We start from the raw sequence: 13,574 nt of genomic DNA, 5'->3' as shown, positions 1-13,574 counted from the left end.
ACCGCCTGTATGACCGACAGTCGGTCACAGATCTGTCTGCTCGAACGCCCAGTACCCGACGGCGACCGGGAGGACGATCCACAAAAGGAGGATGACGAAGAGGAACCACCCGGAGAAGTAAAACGGCACGGAGCCCTCGAAGACGGGGGCGATCACCGCTCGTTCACCGAAGGTAGTACTGACCAGGCGTGCCTGTGCCGGACCGTAGTACAGTTGTGCCGCGAGCGTCTCGTAGGTCTTCAGCGGGTTCAGGTACTTCAGGAACACGCCGAGTTGTACGCGCGTGAGTTCGGAGACGGTCCCCACCCCGACCTGCTCTGCGGCGTAGTTGATGAGCTTCGGAATCCCCTCGGAGATCGATCCCCAGAGGATCGCGAAGATGAGATACACGCCCATCGTCGCGAGGGTCGCCTCGCGGTTCGAGTCTGCGAGCGCCGAGATGCCGAGCCCGATCGAGACGAACGCGATCCCGAGAAGCGCCGTCAACGCGACCTGCGGAACGAACGATCCCAGTTCCAGCCGCGTGCCCGTGGCCACGAGGATTGCGAACGTGACCAGGAAGCCGACGAGCAGCGCGACGACGACGACGGCCGAGCGGCCCAGTAGCTTCCCGATGACGGCGTCGAGCCGGGAGTTCGGCAGCGACAGCAGGAGCTTGATCGACCCCGACTCGCGTTCCTCGGTGATCGACCCGTAGGAGGTCGATAGCGCGACGAAGCCGAGAACGAGCGCGAGCAGCCCGGGGAACGAGAAGCTGAACACGCCGAGGCTGGCGAAGAAGCCGAAGAGGTTCGACACCTGGCGGCTGTCCGGCGGCAGCAGGAAGCCGAAGAAGATCGCCGCGGCGCCGCCGATGAAGAGCGCGAAAAACAGCGTCGAGCCGTGGAGCCACCGCGAGCGGATCGCGTCGCGGAACTCCTTGTGGGCGACGGCCTGCCAGCTCATCGGCCGGCCTCCGTGTCGACGGTGGATTCAGCATCGTCCGTCGAGTCGGAGTCGGCCGTTGACCCGGCGTCGGCCGTTGACTCGGTGTCGGCTTCCGCAGCAGTCGGCTCGCCGCCCGCGAGATCCGTCTCGTCCTCGTCTTCGGTGTACGCGAGGAACAGATCTTCGAGCGACGCCTCCTCGGTGGTGAAGTCGGTCACCGACACTCCGCGGGACTCCAGTTCCGTGACGACGCCCGTTTTGGCGTCGCTGTCGCAGACGACCGAGAGCGCGTCGCCGTCGCGGGCGACGCTGTCGACGCCCTCGAGGTCGCGGATCGCCGCGAGGACGTCGTCGTCGACCGGATCCGCGACCGCGACGCGGAGGCTGGCGTCTGCGTCCGAGGCCTCCCGGAGCCCGTCGATCGAGTCGACGGCGACGAGTTCGCCCTCCCGGAGGATGCCGACCCGATCGCAGACGGCCTCGACCTGTTCGAGGATGTGGCTGGAGAAGAAGACGGTCGTGCCGCGTTCGGCCTCCTCGAGGACGATCTCGCGCATCTCCTTTGCGCCCGCGGGATCGAGCCCCGAGGAGGGTTCGTCGAGAATCAGGAGGTCGGGATCACCGACGAGCGCCATCGCCAAGGCGAGTCGCTGGCGCATCCCCTTCGAGTAGCCGCCTGCCTGCCGGTCGGCGGCGTCGGCGAGGCCGACCCGCGCTAAGACGTCGTCGGGGTCGACGTCGACCGCCTTCGACTCGATCGCGAACTCGACGTGAGCGCGACCGGTCAGTCGGTCGTATACGCCGAATCCTTCGGGGAGCACGCCGGTCCGTTCCCGGACCGCGACGCTCTCCTCGCGGGCGTCGTGACCGAGCACGGTCACCGTCCCCTCGGTGGGACGGACGAAATCGAGGATGACGTTGATCGTCGTCGATTTCCCCGCCCCGTTCGGCCCGAGGAAGCCGAACACCTCGCCCTCCTCGACTGTCAACGAGAGATCGTCGACGGCGATGACGTCCTCGAACCGCTTTGTCATCCCGTCGAGTTCGATGGCGGCCATAGCCAAGCGTTGTCAGGTCTTTCGTTAAAGGGTTTCGTGAACAGTATCAGGCCTGAGAGTCGCCTGCGACCGGACTATCGAGGTTGTGGATCAGAACCGACGGGGGAGCCTTGGCGGCCGCTCGCCGGTCACACCTCCTCTTCGGGATCGTGCTCCTCGCGCATTCGCTCGGCCTCCGCAGCGTAGCGTTCCTGGGTCTCCTCGTCGTCGACGGGATCGAGATCGGAACGGGCCACGTCGACGGCGGCCGTGGTTCCGGACCCGCGCTGGCGCATAATCGTCGTCGACACCTGTTTGCGGCGGACGTGCGAGCCGTCCGGCGTCGCGTACGTCATGTCTACGAGTCCGCGGTCGGTGTACGTCCGCTCGACCAGCCAACAGCGGATCGTGTCGTCCTCGGTGGCGTCCTCGCTCATAGGTGACTGTCGTCGGCGAGGGGTTTGTAGCTACTGACCCGCGTCGTCCTCGGAGCGATCAGCATTCCCCCGAGTGGACTATACCTGATGGTACGGCAGATAGCCGGACGGTTATCTCCAGGTCGAATCCTGACGTCCGATCACGTCACGCTCAAGCCGCTCGGCCCGCTACATCGGGTCGATGGAGCGCAGCGACCTTCGCGAGCGCGCCGCGGGGCTGCCGACCGACCCCGGCGTCTACCAGTTCCTCGACGGCGAGGACGTGCTCTACGTCGGCAAAGCGGTCGACCTCCGGGGTCGGGTCCGCTCGTACGCGGATCCGCGTGGCGAGCGCATCCGGCAGATGGTCGCCCGCGCCGGGTCGATCGACGTCGCCGTCACCGACACCGAGACGCAGGCGCTGCTGCTCGAGGCGAACCTCATCAAGCGGCACCAGCCGCGGTACAACGTCCGGCTGAAGGACGACAAGTCCTATCCACTGGTCCAGCTGACCGACCATCCGGTGCCGCGGATCGAGATAACCCGGGACCCGGACCCGGGCGCGACCGTCTTCGGCCCGTTCACCGACAAGGGTCGCGTCGAGACTGTGGTGAAGGCGCTCCGCGAAATATACGGCCTCCGCGGGTGTTCGGACCACAAATACGAGGGCCGCGACCGGCCGTGTCTCGACTACGAGATGGGGCTGTGTACCGCACCCTGCACCGGCGAGATCGACCCCGAATCGTACCAGGAGGACGTCGCCGCTGCCGTCCGCTTTTTCGAGGGCGAGACCGGCGCCCTAGCCGATCCGCTCCGGCGAGCGATGGAGACGGCCGCCGAGTCCGAGCAGTTCGAGCGCGCCGCGAACCTCCGGGACCGACTCGACGCTGTCGAGTCGTTCCACGGCGCCGGCGAGGAAGCCGTGTCCGCCCAGTCGGACGAGAGCGCGGTCGACACCCTCGGTGTGTCGGTCGAGGGCGACACCGCCACCGTCGCGCGACTCCACAGCGAACGCGGGCAGCTAGTCGACCGCTCGCGGCACCGCCTCGACGCTCCCGAGGGCGGAGAGCGATCGGCGGCCGTCCTCACGGCGTTTCTGACGCAGTACTACGCCGAGCGCGAGCTCCCGGATACGGTCCTAGCGTCCGAACGCCCCGACGACCCCGACGTGGCGGCGTGGCTGAACGCCGAGGGCGTCGAGCTTCGCGTGCCGGGGGCGGGCCGGGAAGCGAAGCTCGTCGACCTCGCGCTGAAGAACGCGCGGCAGGGGCCGGACCGGGACGACGAACTCGGAGCGCTCGCGGACGCGCTGGGGCTCGACTCAGTCACGCGAATCGAGGGGTTCGACGTGAGCCACGCGGGCGGCAAAGCCGTCGTCGGCAGCAACGTCTGCTTCGTCGACGGCGCCGCCGAGAAGTCCGACTACCGCCGGAAGCAGCTGTCAGACGGCAACGACGACTACGCGCGGATGCGCGAACTCGTCCGCTGGCGGGCCGAACGCGCGATCGAGGGCCGTGACGACAGACCCGATCCGGACCTGCTCTTGATCGACGGCGGCGAGGGGCAACTCGGCGCCGCGCGCGACGCACTCGCGGAGACGGGCTGGGGCGTCCCCGCGGTCGCACTCGCCAAAGAGAAGGAATTAGTGGTGACCTCCGACAGCGTCTCCGACTGGGACGACGGCGATCCAGCACTCCACGTCCTCCAGCGCGTGCGGGACGAGGCACACCGCTTCGCCGTCCAGTACCACCAGACGCTGCGCGACGAAGTCAAGACGGTCCTGGAGGACGTGCCGGGCGTCGGCGAGAAGACCCGGCGGGCGCTCCTGCGGCGGTTCGGGAGCGTCGAGAACGTCCGCGCGGCGTCGACGGAGGACCTCACCGACGTGCCGGGCGTCGGCAAAGGGACCGCGAAGACGATCCGCGAGCGACTGTGACCGCACCGCGACGTCGGTGCAGCTGCCGGGAACGGTCGCTGGCGCCGATATCAGTTCTGCCCTCACAGCCAAGAAGGGTCGCTGTCGCCGGAACCAACTCGGTCGTCCCTGGCCTGCGATGATAGCTTACAGTCGGCACGCTCGCCGCCCGCACCGGTGTGCCGAACAACCGCTGCTCGGTACGGGGCTATGGCTACGTCACGCCGGGCGTGGTCCCGTTCTCGTATATAAATGCTCGGCCGAGTCGACGACGGATCCGATTCGATGTCGCTCACCACCCACGGCGCCCGACAGAATCATTAATAGACGTTGCGCCGCAACTCCGGGTATGGACGACATTTTCGTCGCACGCGTGATGTCATCACCGGTACATACCGTTTCGCCCGACACGCTGGTGGAGGACGCCGCCGAGAAGATGCTGAACGCCGAAATCGGTTCGGTCGTCGTCGTCGACGACGGACAGCTCGTCGGCATCTTGACCAACACGGACTTCGTGCAGATCGTCGCCGAGCGGAAGCCGAAGGACCGCACGCCGGTGTCGGCGTATATGTCCGACACGGCGGTGACGACGACGGCACAGGTCCCGATCACACAGGTCGCCGAGTCGATGATCGAACACGGGATTCACCACGTCCCGGTCGTCGACGAAGACGACGGCGCGGTGATCGGCATCGTGACCACGACCGATCTGACGTCGTACGTCTCGGACCTCCGGGCGGTAAGCGCGTAGTCAGCCGCTCGCTCAAGCGACGAAAAGACGTATTACCGTCAGTTGCCAACGGTGCGGCGTGACTGGTCCCTCCATCTCACGCCGTTCCCTCCTCCGCGGCGGTGCCGTCGGGAGCATCGCTGCGCTCGCTGGTATCGGCGCCGTGGCTGCAGCCGGTCCGTCGACCCTTCCCGTTCCGGACGGCCCATCGCATCAGGACGTCGCAACGGTCCGCCCGGCTCACCGGGATGCTGCGATCGAGCATCTCCGCAGCCTCGTGGAGCGTGCCGCTCCGATCGTCGAACGCGCCCGCGAGGCCGGTGTGTTCGAGGGCGAGCGCTTCCTCGGCTACGAGGGGAGCGTATCGTCCGCGACGGAATTCCTCGATACGTCACACCCGGCGACGTTTGACACGATCTCGACCGCTCGGTATCACGTGAACTACGTCGCCGAGACGTTCGGCGTCGCCGTTGCCAGTCTCGACGACGTGACGATCGGCCCGTCCGGACCAGCACAGACCGGGCGGGCATCCGACATCGACGCGCTTAGCGAGAGCATCCGCTACGAGAGCAACGCGCCCGCCGAGACGATGGTCTGGATCGACCTGATCGAGTCGTGGCTCCACGTCGCGATGATCGCCGGACGGAACGCGGAGGTCGATCGCGAGGCACTATCGGCGGAGTCCGAGCGCGTCCGCAACCGGGCACTGGCTCGGGCGGTCAGAAACCACGAGCGCTCCGTCCGGTTTCTGAGCGACGCTCGCCAGTTCTACCGAACGTTTCGAGCCCGACAGTCGTCGGGGACATCGCTGGGGCTTGACGCGGCGCGCAGAACCTACCGCGAGCAGATTCGGACGGCGGCACACGACCACGAGTGGTACGACGAACGTCGTGTCGACGAGGAGACGCCGCGTGACACCGCGTGGAACCGACTCCTGACGCTCGCACCGGGCGAACGCAGCCTCGACGACGCGGAGTGGGCCCGTCGCGACGGACTGGCCGGACTGGAGACAGTCCAGCTTGCGGAAGCAGCAGCGCAGTTTCGCGGCTTCGCGACCGGGAAAGAGCGTATCGAGCGACTGCGGGGGAACTCCACAGTTCCGAGACGACTGCTGTTCGATACCAAACGCCGGGCCGTCGACGGCGCGTATCGGATCGCGACCGCTGGCGACGCCTTCGAGCGGTGGCTGTTGGGTCGTGCGGCGATGTATCTCTCGAAGGGGGATCGCTTCCTGACCGACGGTGAAATACTCGACAACTATCCGCGAGCGCACGCACTGGCGTGTTACGGCACCGCCGTCGGCGTCGTCGACACCATCCCGTCGGTTGCGGGGAGCGTGACCCGGTGACGGAACCGGACTCCGAGGAGTCCACCCGGAACCGCTATCGGCGGACTGACGCCTACGCGATCTTCTCGTATTGCTCTGAGAGTTTCTCTGCGGCCTCCTCGAGCATCTCCGCCTCGGACTCGTCGAGATCCCACTCGACGACTTCCTCGGCCCCGTCGGCGCCGAGTTTCAGCGGGGCGCCGACAGCAGTGTCCTCGTAGCCGTACTCGCCGTCGAGCACGATCGATCCGGGAAGGACCTCACCGGTGTCTCGGATGATGGCCTCGACGGTGTGGGCGACGCCCGTCGCGGGGCCCCACTGGGTCGCGCCCTTGCGCTCGATGACGTCCATCGCGGACTCCTGCAGGTCGCCGAGGATCTCCTCGCGCTCGTCGGCGGAGAACACCGGATCGGCGCCGTCGACGCGGACTTTCGAGAAGACGGGAACCTGCGCGTCGCCGTGCTCGCCGAGGATCGTCCCCTCGACGTTCTGCACGGGCGCATCGAAGCGCTGGCTCAGGACGTAGCGGAAACGCGCCGAATCGAGGCGACCGCCGAAGCCGATCACCTGGTGTCGGTCGCGGTCGCCGGTCTCGTAGAGGTGCCGGTTCAGCAGATCGACCGGGTTCGACGTCGTGACCGAGACGAAGTCGTCGTTGTACTCCGCAAGCGACGAGCCGATGTCCGCTATGATCGGCGCATTGTCGCCTGCGAGGTCGATACGGGTCTGGCCGGGTTGGCGAGGAATGCCCGCGGTGATGACGACGACGTCCGACCCCGCGGTGTCCTCGTAGGTTCCCTTCACGACCTCGGTATTGGAGTCGTAGGCGACCCCGTGGTTCGTGTCCGCGGCCTGTCCGACCGTCTCGTCCTCCTTGTCCGGAATATCGACGAAGACGAGTTCGTCGACCACGTCACGGAGCGCGAGGTTGTATCCGGCGGCGGCGCCGACCGTTCCGGCGGCACCGACCACGCTGACTTTCGTCATATCGGCTAAAAGAGGCGGCGGCGAGCGATTAAACGCTTCGGAAACTACGGATGCGGACGAGGGGGTGTTGTTCCCCTAGTCGCAGTCGGGACACTCGTACAGTTCGACGCCGACCTCCTGGGAGACCCACGTCAGTCGACCCCCGCACTCCGAGCAGTAGTTGGACAGTTGTTTGCGTTCCTCGGCGGTTTTTGGACAGTTTCCACCCGGTATCTCCTGCATACGCGGGCGGTACGACTCCCGTCGACAAATAGTTCCGTCAGACGGTCGTTCGACGCCGATCGGCAGTTTTGCTCCCACACGCTGATAACTATCCCGCGTGCCGGTTCGCCCGTCGTTCCTCCTCGCTGCACGAGCGCGACGGGACCCCCACGAGCGGAGCGAGTGGGGGGTCGTCGCGCGAGTGAGCGAAGCGAACGAGCGCGACGGGATTCGAACCCGCGACCATCGGATTAGAAGTCCGACGCTCTGTCCGACTGAGCTACGCGCCCTCGTGGGAGACCAATCGGCGGTCGGTAAAAAGGAATGCGGGTTCGGCCTCGCGCGAACGGAACTCGTAAGGTCCGTAGACGTAAAGTACAGCGTAATGAAGGTCATCGGCACTGTCGGGCTTCCCGGCAGCGGCAAAGGCGAGGCTGCCGCCGTCGCCCGCGAGGCGGACGTTCCCGTCGTCACGATGGGCGACGTGATCCGCGAGGCGTGTCGCGAGCGCGGCCTCGACCCCGCGGAGCACCACGGCGAGATGGCGCAGACGCTCCGGGAGGAAAACGGCCCCGCAGCGATCGCCGAACGGTCGCTCCCACTGATCGAAGATGAACTCGAATCGAAGGACGCCGTGCTGGTCGACGGCCTGCGCTCGGACGTGGAACTCGACCAGTTTCGGGCGGCGTTCGGCGACGCCTTTCTCCTCGTGAGCATCGAGGCGCCGTTCGAGACGCGCGCTGATCGTCTCCTCGATCGCGCCCGCGACGACACCGACCTCGACAGGGAGGCACTCAAAGAACGCGAGGAACGGGAACTCGGCTTCGGGATGGGCGAGGTGATGGACCGCGCGGACGTCGTCGTCGAGAACACCGACACGCTCCCGGCGTTCCGGGAGCGAATCAGAGCAATCCTCAACGACGACCTCGCCGCCCTGATCGACGACGATCACGTCGAACTCAGGCGGGATGCGCTGGCCGTCGAGGCCAACGACGGGGGTGCTGCCGGATGATCTACCGGATCGACGCCCGCATCGTGGCCCCGGTGCGCGACACGGAGGTGACGGACCGCGTCGAGGACGCCGTCCGCACCCTCTTCCCGAACGTCTCCTTCGAGCAGGCGCCGGGGGAACTCGTCGGCGAGACGCACTCGCTTGAGCGGTTCTCCGAGCGACTGCACGAACAGGAGATCCTCGACACCGCCAGACGGGAGTTCTTCAAGCGCGCCGACGAGGACGGGTTCTCCTTCGCGCTGAAAAAGCAGGCCGCGTTCAAGGGCGTGATCAACTTCGCCGTGGGCAACCCAGACGAACTCGGCGACATCCAGGTCCACGTCACCGTCCACGAACCCGACGTCGAATCCTACATCGACCACGTCGCGCCGCCGACGGAGGAGGGGCGGCCGGTCGACGTCGACGAGCGGGAGTGAATTCACTTTTTGCGGCCTGAGAGGCCGTTTCGGCGGCCGAACGGCGGCGCGCCGGGACGCACCTACACCGGTACGAGCAGCACGGCGATCGCGACAGCGATGAAGACGATTTTCAGGACCGTGTTCACGACGATCACCTTCGAGCCGAAACGCGGGCCCCAGATGCCGTACTGAAACGGGATCGAGCGCTTGAACGTCGACACCGCAAAGGAGACGATCCCGCCGAGCAGCATCGTCACGACGGCGGTCCGCGGCGTGAACGTCGAGCCGATCATCGGCGCGATGGTGGCCGCGCCGGCAGTCGTCTCGAAGGCGAACACCGCGATCACCGGGAGCGACGCCCCCGGCAGGCCCAGAATCGAGGTTAGCGGCTCCGCGACGGCAGTGGCCGACTGGAGGTCCTGCGTCTGCACGATGATGGTCACGATGACATAGACGACGGCGAGCCGCGGCACGATGCGCCGCAGTTTCGGCCAGGTCTTCTCCGCGGCAGTCTGCAGGACGGAGAGCGGCGGGTCCGTGTCGTTGCCGGCGTCGTCACTCGGGGCAGCACTGACGTCGCCGGCACCCGCCACGCCGCCGTCCGGCGTCGTCGACGGATCGGCGTCGCGTGCGTCCGCCTCGGCCCCCCGCGAGAGCAACACCCCGCCGGCGAGGACGCCGACGACCGTGATACAGAGCGCGATAGCGGCCCGCGAGCCGACGTACAGCAGGCCGACTTCGAGCCCGAGGATCGGGATCAACACCGGCGCGTAGAACGTGAAAATGTGCTGCACGAAGCCGAAGAAGGTGTTGATCGTGACAGCGACGAGCGTCTCGACGTCGTCGAGCCGGCCCGACTCGCGGAAGTCCGCGAGCATCCCGTAGCCCGCGGTCGTCGATGCCGCCGTCGTGACGATCGCGGTCCCCACCTCGTCCGGGAGGTTCGCCGGCCGGGTGAGATACTTCGAGAACGCGGCGATGTACTCCACGAGGCCGAAGCCGACGGCGACGTTCGCCAGGAAGACGCCGACGCCGATGAGAACGGCGATGCGAGCGACTCGTGGCGCTACCTCGATCAGGATCGGCCAGACCGCGTCGACGACCGCTGCCGGTTGCACGACTCAGGCTCCGGACGCCGGCGACTAATCCCCGTCGGTTTCCGAGCCGAGCAGTATCACGGGTCCTGGGGGAATACCCCTCACAGCAGCAGTTGCACGGTCGCAAACAGCACCACGACCCCGAGCACGTCGCAGGTGTTGGTGACGACCGGGATGACCACGTCGTCGGGGTCCAGCCCCAGTCGGTAGGCGACGTACGTGACCGTGAGCGTCACCGCGACTGCGAGGACGGCGAGCGCGATCCCAGAGGACAGCGAGATCGCGAGAACGGTCCCCGGCGACAACTGCACGCTCCCCGCGAGCGCGGTGAGGCCCCACGAGCCGATGCCGACGAGCGGGAAGATCGAGAGCGCGAGCGCCAGTGTCGCGACGGCGTTGCCCGCGAGCTGTTCGTCCGCGGGATCGAACGAGAGCGTCCCGAGATGAAACGCCGTCGAGAGCCGCGCCGCGAGGATGCTCCCGAGGTTGCCGGCGGTCCCGATCGTCACGGGCACCAGCGCCAGCAGCGTGGGATACCGGAGCAGTTGCGCCTCGAAGCGCCCGAGGACCAGGCCGCTCCCGACCTCGACGAGCGTGAGCGCCAAAAGCACCGGGAGCATCGCGCGCGAGATCGCCCGGACGGTCCAGTCGGTCGTCACTCAGATCACCCCGGCGACGAACAACACGAGCCTGACAGCCGCGAGCAGGAACAACACGCCGAAAACGTCGCCCGTCGTCGTCACGAGCGGGCCGACGAGGGTGTCTGGATCCCGGCCCCGCCTGTAGCCGGCGAAGACAGCTGTGACGACGACGGCCGAGAGCGCGACGCCCGAGAGCGAGCCGGCGACGAGCGCGATCGCGACGAGCACGGGGAGCGGTGCGACTGCGTCACCGAACAGCGTCAGGATGAGAAAGACGGCGACCGCCGCGAACGAGGACGCGAGGAGCCCGTTCGAGAGCGCGGCGGCGACCGCCGCACGGAGGCGTTCGTCGCCGCCGCGAACGCGGGGTTCGATCAGCCCCTGGTGGAGCGCAGTCGAGATCCGCGCGCCGAGCGAGCCGTAGACGTTGCCGCGGGTTGCAAGCAGCGCGGGAACGAGGACGAGCAGCCCCGGCACGGCGCGTAGTTCCGCTCGCATCCCGCTCAGCACGACGCCAGCGAGCAGACCGCCGACCAGACTGGCCAGAAGCGCAGGGAGCGCCTCGCGGTATGCGTCGCGCGCGGCGTCCCTGACGGTCATACGGGAGTCGTGGATGCGGGGGCTAAAAAATCGGGCGTGTCGGTCCGATCGGAGAGGTGATCGCAGTTTTCGGTGAAGACGCCGTCGTAGGATGCCCTCATTCGGACCAGGATTGGTTCACGACGCAGATCCCACGAGCGAACGACCTGAACGGGATCGATCATCACCGGTTCTCGTCGACCCACTCGCAGAACGTCTCGAAGTCTTTCGCGCCGGCGTCATCGGCAATATCGTGGAGCGTCCCGATGCTGATCGAGTCGTGGACGGGGACGGTCACAGTCCGAGTCTCGGTACCTTCGTGAGTGTCTGGTGGCTCCCACCGCAGGATCAGATGATCACCGGTGGGGCGGACGTGCCGGAAGCCACCGACATTCACCAGTACTTTGTAGATATCCTCTCCCGAAAAGTCCCGAGTGACCATCGCTACTGTAGTGCGTCGGGAAGTTCGTCGCCCTGTGTCCGAGCCACTTCGGGATCGATACCGAGGTCACGAATTTCGTCGTCCGTTGGTGGGTGACCGCCATCGCCTTCGACCGCGTCGACGACGGCATCGAGATTGTCGAGTGCCGCATCTCGACTCTCTCCCTGTGCAGTCACGCCGACACGGAGATCGCGAGCCGTCCACTGTCCATCCGGGTTCTTCAGTAACCTGATTTCTCTGTCGGGAGCGTCCGTATCGCCCGGATCGGCTCTCGCCATACCGACTACTACTCTACCCACGCGCAAAACAGTTCGGGAGTCTCGCCACCACACCCGTGTCGGGGCGGCTTACAAACGGAGTCAACAGAACAGCTCATAATGATTACTCTCGTCTCTTCCCGCCGAGCGTCGCCACCGGGGGTGGCGCTCGGCGGTACACAGTGAGAGTAATCATTATCAGTCGCCGAACGGACCCAGGCCGCCGCCACCGCCGCCGAGGCCGCCCATCCCGCCGCCGCCCTGGTTCTGGAGCTTCTTCATCATCCGCTGCATATCGCCGTCGCCCATCCCCTGGAACTGCTGGATGGTCTGCTCCATCATCTTGTGCTGCTGGAGGAGTTCCCGGACGGTCTCCTCGTCTTTCCCGGCGCCGCGGGCGATCCGCCGCACGCGGGAGGCGCCGATCGAGCGGGGGTTCTCCATCTCGTCGTCGGTCATCGAGTCCATAATCACGTCGAAATCGCGCATCCGATCCTGGGTGACGTCCATCGCGTCGTCCGGCAGTTCGTCCATCAGGCCGCCGCCCAGCCCCGGGATCATATCCATCACCTGATCGAGGGGGCCCATCTTGTTCATCGCCTCCATCTGCTTTTGCATATCCTTCAGGGTGAACGAGCCCTGCATAATGTCCTCGGGCTCCCAGTCGTCCTCCTCGTCGCCCGTCTCGGCCATCGCGCGCTCGACGCGTTCGGAGAGTTGCTTGAGGTCGCCCATCCCCAAAAGCCGGGAGATGAAGCCGTTGGGCTCGAACCGTTCGATGTCCTGGACGGTCTCACCGGTCCCGAGGAAGGCGATCGACGAGCCGGTCTCGTTGACGGCGGTCAGCGCGCCGCCACCCTTCGCGGTCCCGTCGAGTTTCGTGACGACGACGCCGCCGATGCCGATGGCGTCGTCGAACTCGCGGGCCTGCTCCTTTGCGCCCTGTCCGATCGCGGCGTCGAGAACGAGCAGCGAGCGATCGGGGTCGACGACGCGTTCGATCTCCTCGATCTCCGCGATGAGGTCGTCTTCGAGCGCGTGCCGGCCGGCGGTGTCGACGATGTGGACGTCGGCGTCCTCGGTTGCCTCGAGGCCGTCGCGGGCGATCTGCACCGGGTCTGACTCCTCTGGGTCGCCGTAGAAGTCGACCTCGGCGCGTTCACACATCTGCTCGGCCTGGTCGTAGGCGCCCGGACGGAACGTGTCGGTCTGGATGACCGCGGGGCGCAGCCCCTTCTTCGAGAACCACCACGCCATCTTCGCGGCGCTCGTGGTCTTGCCCGAGCCCTGGAGGCCCGCGAGGAGGATGGTCTGCGATTCGAGCGGCAGGTCCGTCGACTCGCCGACCAGATCGACGAGTTCCTCGTAGACGATTCTGAGGACGTGATCCCGCGCTGACGTGCCGGCGGGCGGGTCTTCTTCGGTCGCACGCTCCTCGATCGACGAGGAGAGGTCCATCACGAGGCTCACTTCGACGTCGGCAGAGAGCAGCGAGCGCTGGATCTCCTTGACGATCTCCTCGACGTCCTCCTCGTCGAGGCGGGATTTCCCCTGCAGTTTATCCAGACTGCTGCGGAGGGAACTCCCGAGATTGTCGAGTACCATTA

Annotated in this window: 16 protein-coding genes and 1 tRNA gene; 5 read left to right on the top strand and 12 right to left on the bottom strand. The window is 66.6% G+C overall.

Annotation, left to right across the window (positions count from 1 at the left end; genetic code table 11):
• Nucleotides 1-24: 24 nt before the first annotated feature.
• The 3 genes from RJT48_RS00730 to RJT48_RS00720 all read right to left on the bottom strand — a co-directional run bounded on the left by RJT48_RS00730 (nucleotide 25) and on the right by RJT48_RS00720 (nucleotide 2,401).
• Entirely contained in the window at nucleotides 25-945 is a 921-nt protein-coding gene (locus RJT48_RS00730; protein ID WP_311170314.1) for an ABC transporter permease, read from the bottom strand.
• Nucleotides 942-1,985 (bottom strand): ABC transporter ATP-binding protein, encoded by a 1,044-nt coding sequence (locus tag RJT48_RS00725; protein WP_311170313.1) that lies wholly within the window; start codon nucleotides 1,983-1,985, stop codon nucleotides 942-944. The genes RJT48_RS00730 and RJT48_RS00725 overlap by 4 nt, the downstream gene beginning before the upstream one ends.
• 128 nt (nucleotides 1,986-2,113) lie before the next feature.
• On the bottom strand, nucleotides 2,114-2,401 hold the full coding sequence (locus RJT48_RS00720; protein ID WP_311170312.1) for a DUF7967 family protein: 288 nt from the start codon (nucleotides 2,399-2,401) through the stop codon (nucleotides 2,114-2,116).
• 181 nt (nucleotides 2,402-2,582) lie between these two features.
• Here RJT48_RS00720 and RJT48_RS00715 point away from each other — a divergent pair, with 181 nt between their 5' ends.
• The 3 genes from RJT48_RS00715 (at nucleotide 2,583) to RJT48_RS00705 (ending at nucleotide 6,373) form a co-directional block, all read left to right on the top strand.
• Nucleotides 2,583-4,316, top strand: coding sequence for an excinuclease ABC subunit C (locus RJT48_RS00715; RefSeq protein WP_311170311.1), 1,734 nt, complete (start codon nucleotides 2,583-2,585; stop codon nucleotides 4,314-4,316).
• 328 nt (nucleotides 4,317-4,644) lie between these two features.
• On the top strand, nucleotides 4,645-5,046 hold the full coding sequence (locus RJT48_RS00710) for a CBS domain-containing protein (RefSeq protein WP_311170310.1): 402 nt from the start codon (nucleotides 4,645-4,647) through the stop codon (nucleotides 5,044-5,046).
• Between the two features lie 58 nt (nucleotides 5,047-5,104).
• The gene (locus RJT48_RS00705) at nucleotides 5,105-6,373 is read left to right on the top strand and encodes a hypothetical protein (RefSeq protein ID WP_311170309.1); all 1,269 of its coding nucleotides are present in this window, start codon (nucleotides 5,105-5,107) and stop codon (nucleotides 6,371-6,373) included.
• A gap of 52 nt (nucleotides 6,374-6,425) precedes the next feature.
• On the opposite strand, the gene mdh is transcribed toward RJT48_RS00705, so the two are convergent.
• The 3 genes from mdh to RJT48_RS00690 form a co-directional block, all read right to left on the bottom strand.
• Nucleotides 6,426-7,340 carry a malate dehydrogenase gene (mdh, locus tag RJT48_RS00700; protein WP_311170308.1) on the bottom strand — a complete coding sequence of 305 codons (915 nt, stop codon included), beginning with the start codon at nucleotides 7,338-7,340 and terminating at the stop codon, nucleotides 6,426-6,428.
• A 75-nt stretch (nucleotides 7,341-7,415) separates the two neighbouring features.
• Nucleotides 7,416-7,562, bottom strand: a complete 147-nt coding sequence (locus RJT48_RS00695) for a hypothetical protein (RefSeq protein WP_311170307.1) — start codon at nucleotides 7,560-7,562, stop codon at nucleotides 7,416-7,418.
• Between the two features lie 195 nt (nucleotides 7,563-7,757).
• Nucleotides 7,758-7,831: transfer RNA gene (locus RJT48_RS00690), tRNA-Arg, on the bottom strand.
• Nucleotides 7,832-7,926: 95 nt separating this feature from the next.
• Here RJT48_RS00690 and RJT48_RS00685 point away from each other — a divergent pair.
• Nucleotides 7,927-8,553 carry an AAA family ATPase gene (locus tag RJT48_RS00685; RefSeq protein ID WP_311170306.1) on the top strand — a complete coding sequence of 209 codons (627 nt, stop codon included), beginning with the start codon at nucleotides 7,927-7,929 and terminating at the stop codon, nucleotides 8,551-8,553.
• Complete coding sequence (locus tag RJT48_RS00680; RefSeq protein ID WP_311170305.1) at nucleotides 8,550-8,969, top strand: RNA-binding domain-containing protein; 420 nt, start codon at nucleotides 8,550-8,552, stop codon at nucleotides 8,967-8,969. Before RJT48_RS00685 ends, RJT48_RS00680 begins: the two co-directional genes overlap by 4 nt.
• A 62-nt stretch (nucleotides 8,970-9,031) precedes the next feature.
• Here the strand turns inward: RJT48_RS00680 and RJT48_RS00675 are convergent, their stop codons facing one another.
• The 6 genes from RJT48_RS00675 to RJT48_RS00650 form a co-directional block, all read right to left on the bottom strand.
• A complete protein-coding gene (locus tag RJT48_RS00675) occupies nucleotides 9,032-10,069 on the bottom strand; it encodes a nucleoside recognition protein (protein WP_311170304.1) in 1,038 nt (345 codons plus the stop codon).
• Between the two features lie 80 nt (nucleotides 10,070-10,149).
• A complete protein-coding gene (locus tag RJT48_RS00670) occupies nucleotides 10,150-10,707 on the bottom strand; it encodes a magnesium transporter (RefSeq protein ID WP_311170303.1) in 558 nt (185 codons plus the stop codon).
• Nucleotides 10,708-11,289, bottom strand: a complete 582-nt coding sequence (locus tag RJT48_RS00665) for a magnesium transporter (RefSeq protein WP_311170302.1) — start codon at nucleotides 11,287-11,289, stop codon at nucleotides 10,708-10,710.
• A gap of 163 nt (nucleotides 11,290-11,452) precedes the next feature.
• Nucleotides 11,453-11,710 carry a type II toxin-antitoxin system HicA family toxin gene (locus RJT48_RS00660; RefSeq protein ID WP_311170301.1) on the bottom strand — a complete coding sequence of 86 codons (258 nt, stop codon included), beginning with the start codon at nucleotides 11,708-11,710 and terminating at the stop codon, nucleotides 11,453-11,455.
• 2 nt (nucleotides 11,711-11,712) lie between these two features.
• Entirely contained in the window at nucleotides 11,713-11,988 is a 276-nt protein-coding gene (locus tag RJT48_RS00655) for a type II toxin-antitoxin system HicB family antitoxin (protein ID WP_311170300.1), read from the bottom strand.
• Between the two features lie 177 nt (nucleotides 11,989-12,165).
• A complete protein-coding gene (locus tag RJT48_RS00650; RefSeq protein WP_311170299.1) occupies nucleotides 12,166-13,572 on the bottom strand; it encodes a signal recognition particle protein Srp54 in 1,407 nt (468 codons plus the stop codon).
• Nucleotides 13,573-13,574 lie beyond the last annotated feature (2 nt).

It is taken from the genome of Halobellus ordinarius (genome assembly GCF_031823395.1).
GTDB classification, from domain to species: domain Archaea; phylum Halobacteriota; class Halobacteria; order Halobacteriales; family Haloferacaceae; genus Haloquadratum; species Haloquadratum ordinarius.
This window is presented reverse-complemented; position numbering and strand designations above follow the sequence as displayed.

Excerpts from the sequence above, each read along its gene's own strand:
- RJT48_RS00730 (WP_311170314.1), bottom strand. The coding sequence starts at position 945 with ATGAGCTGGCAGGCCGTCGCCCACAAGGAGTTCCGCGACGCGATCCGC.
- RJT48_RS00725 (WP_311170313.1), bottom strand. The coding sequence starts at position 1,985 with ATGGCCGCCATCGAACTCGACGGGATGACAAAGCGGTTCGAGGACGTC.
- RJT48_RS00720 (WP_311170312.1), bottom strand. The coding sequence starts at position 2,401 with ATGAGCGAGGACGCCACCGAGGACGACACGATCCGCTGTTGGCTGGTC.
- RJT48_RS00715 (WP_311170311.1), top strand. The coding sequence starts at position 2,583 with ATGGAGCGCAGCGACCTTCGCGAGCGCGCCGCGGGGCTGCCGACCGAC.
- RJT48_RS00710 (WP_311170310.1), top strand. The coding sequence starts at position 4,645 with ATGGACGACATTTTCGTCGCACGCGTGATGTCATCACCGGTACATACC.
- mdh (WP_311170308.1), bottom strand. The coding sequence starts at position 7,340 with ATGACGAAAGTCAGCGTGGTCGGTGCCGCCGGAACGGTCGGCGCCGCC.
- RJT48_RS00695 (WP_311170307.1), bottom strand. The coding sequence starts at position 7,562 with ATGCAGGAGATACCGGGTGGAAACTGTCCAAAAACCGCCGAGGAACGC.
- RJT48_RS00685 (WP_311170306.1), top strand. The coding sequence starts at position 7,927 with ATGAAGGTCATCGGCACTGTCGGGCTTCCCGGCAGCGGCAAAGGCGAG.
- RJT48_RS00680 (WP_311170305.1), top strand. The coding sequence starts at position 8,550 with ATGATCTACCGGATCGACGCCCGCATCGTGGCCCCGGTGCGCGACACG.
- RJT48_RS00665 (WP_311170302.1), bottom strand. The coding sequence starts at position 11,289 with ATGACCGTCAGGGACGCCGCGCGCGACGCATACCGCGAGGCGCTCCCT.
- RJT48_RS00660 (WP_311170301.1), bottom strand. The coding sequence starts at position 11,710 with ATGGTCACTCGGGACTTTTCGGGAGAGGATATCTACAAAGTACTGGTG.
- RJT48_RS00655 (WP_311170300.1), bottom strand. The coding sequence starts at position 11,988 with ATGGCGAGAGCCGATCCGGGCGATACGGACGCTCCCGACAGAGAAATC.
- RJT48_RS00650 (WP_311170299.1), bottom strand. The coding sequence starts at position 13,572 with ATGGTACTCGACAATCTCGGGAGTTCCCTCCGCAGCAGTCTGGATAAA.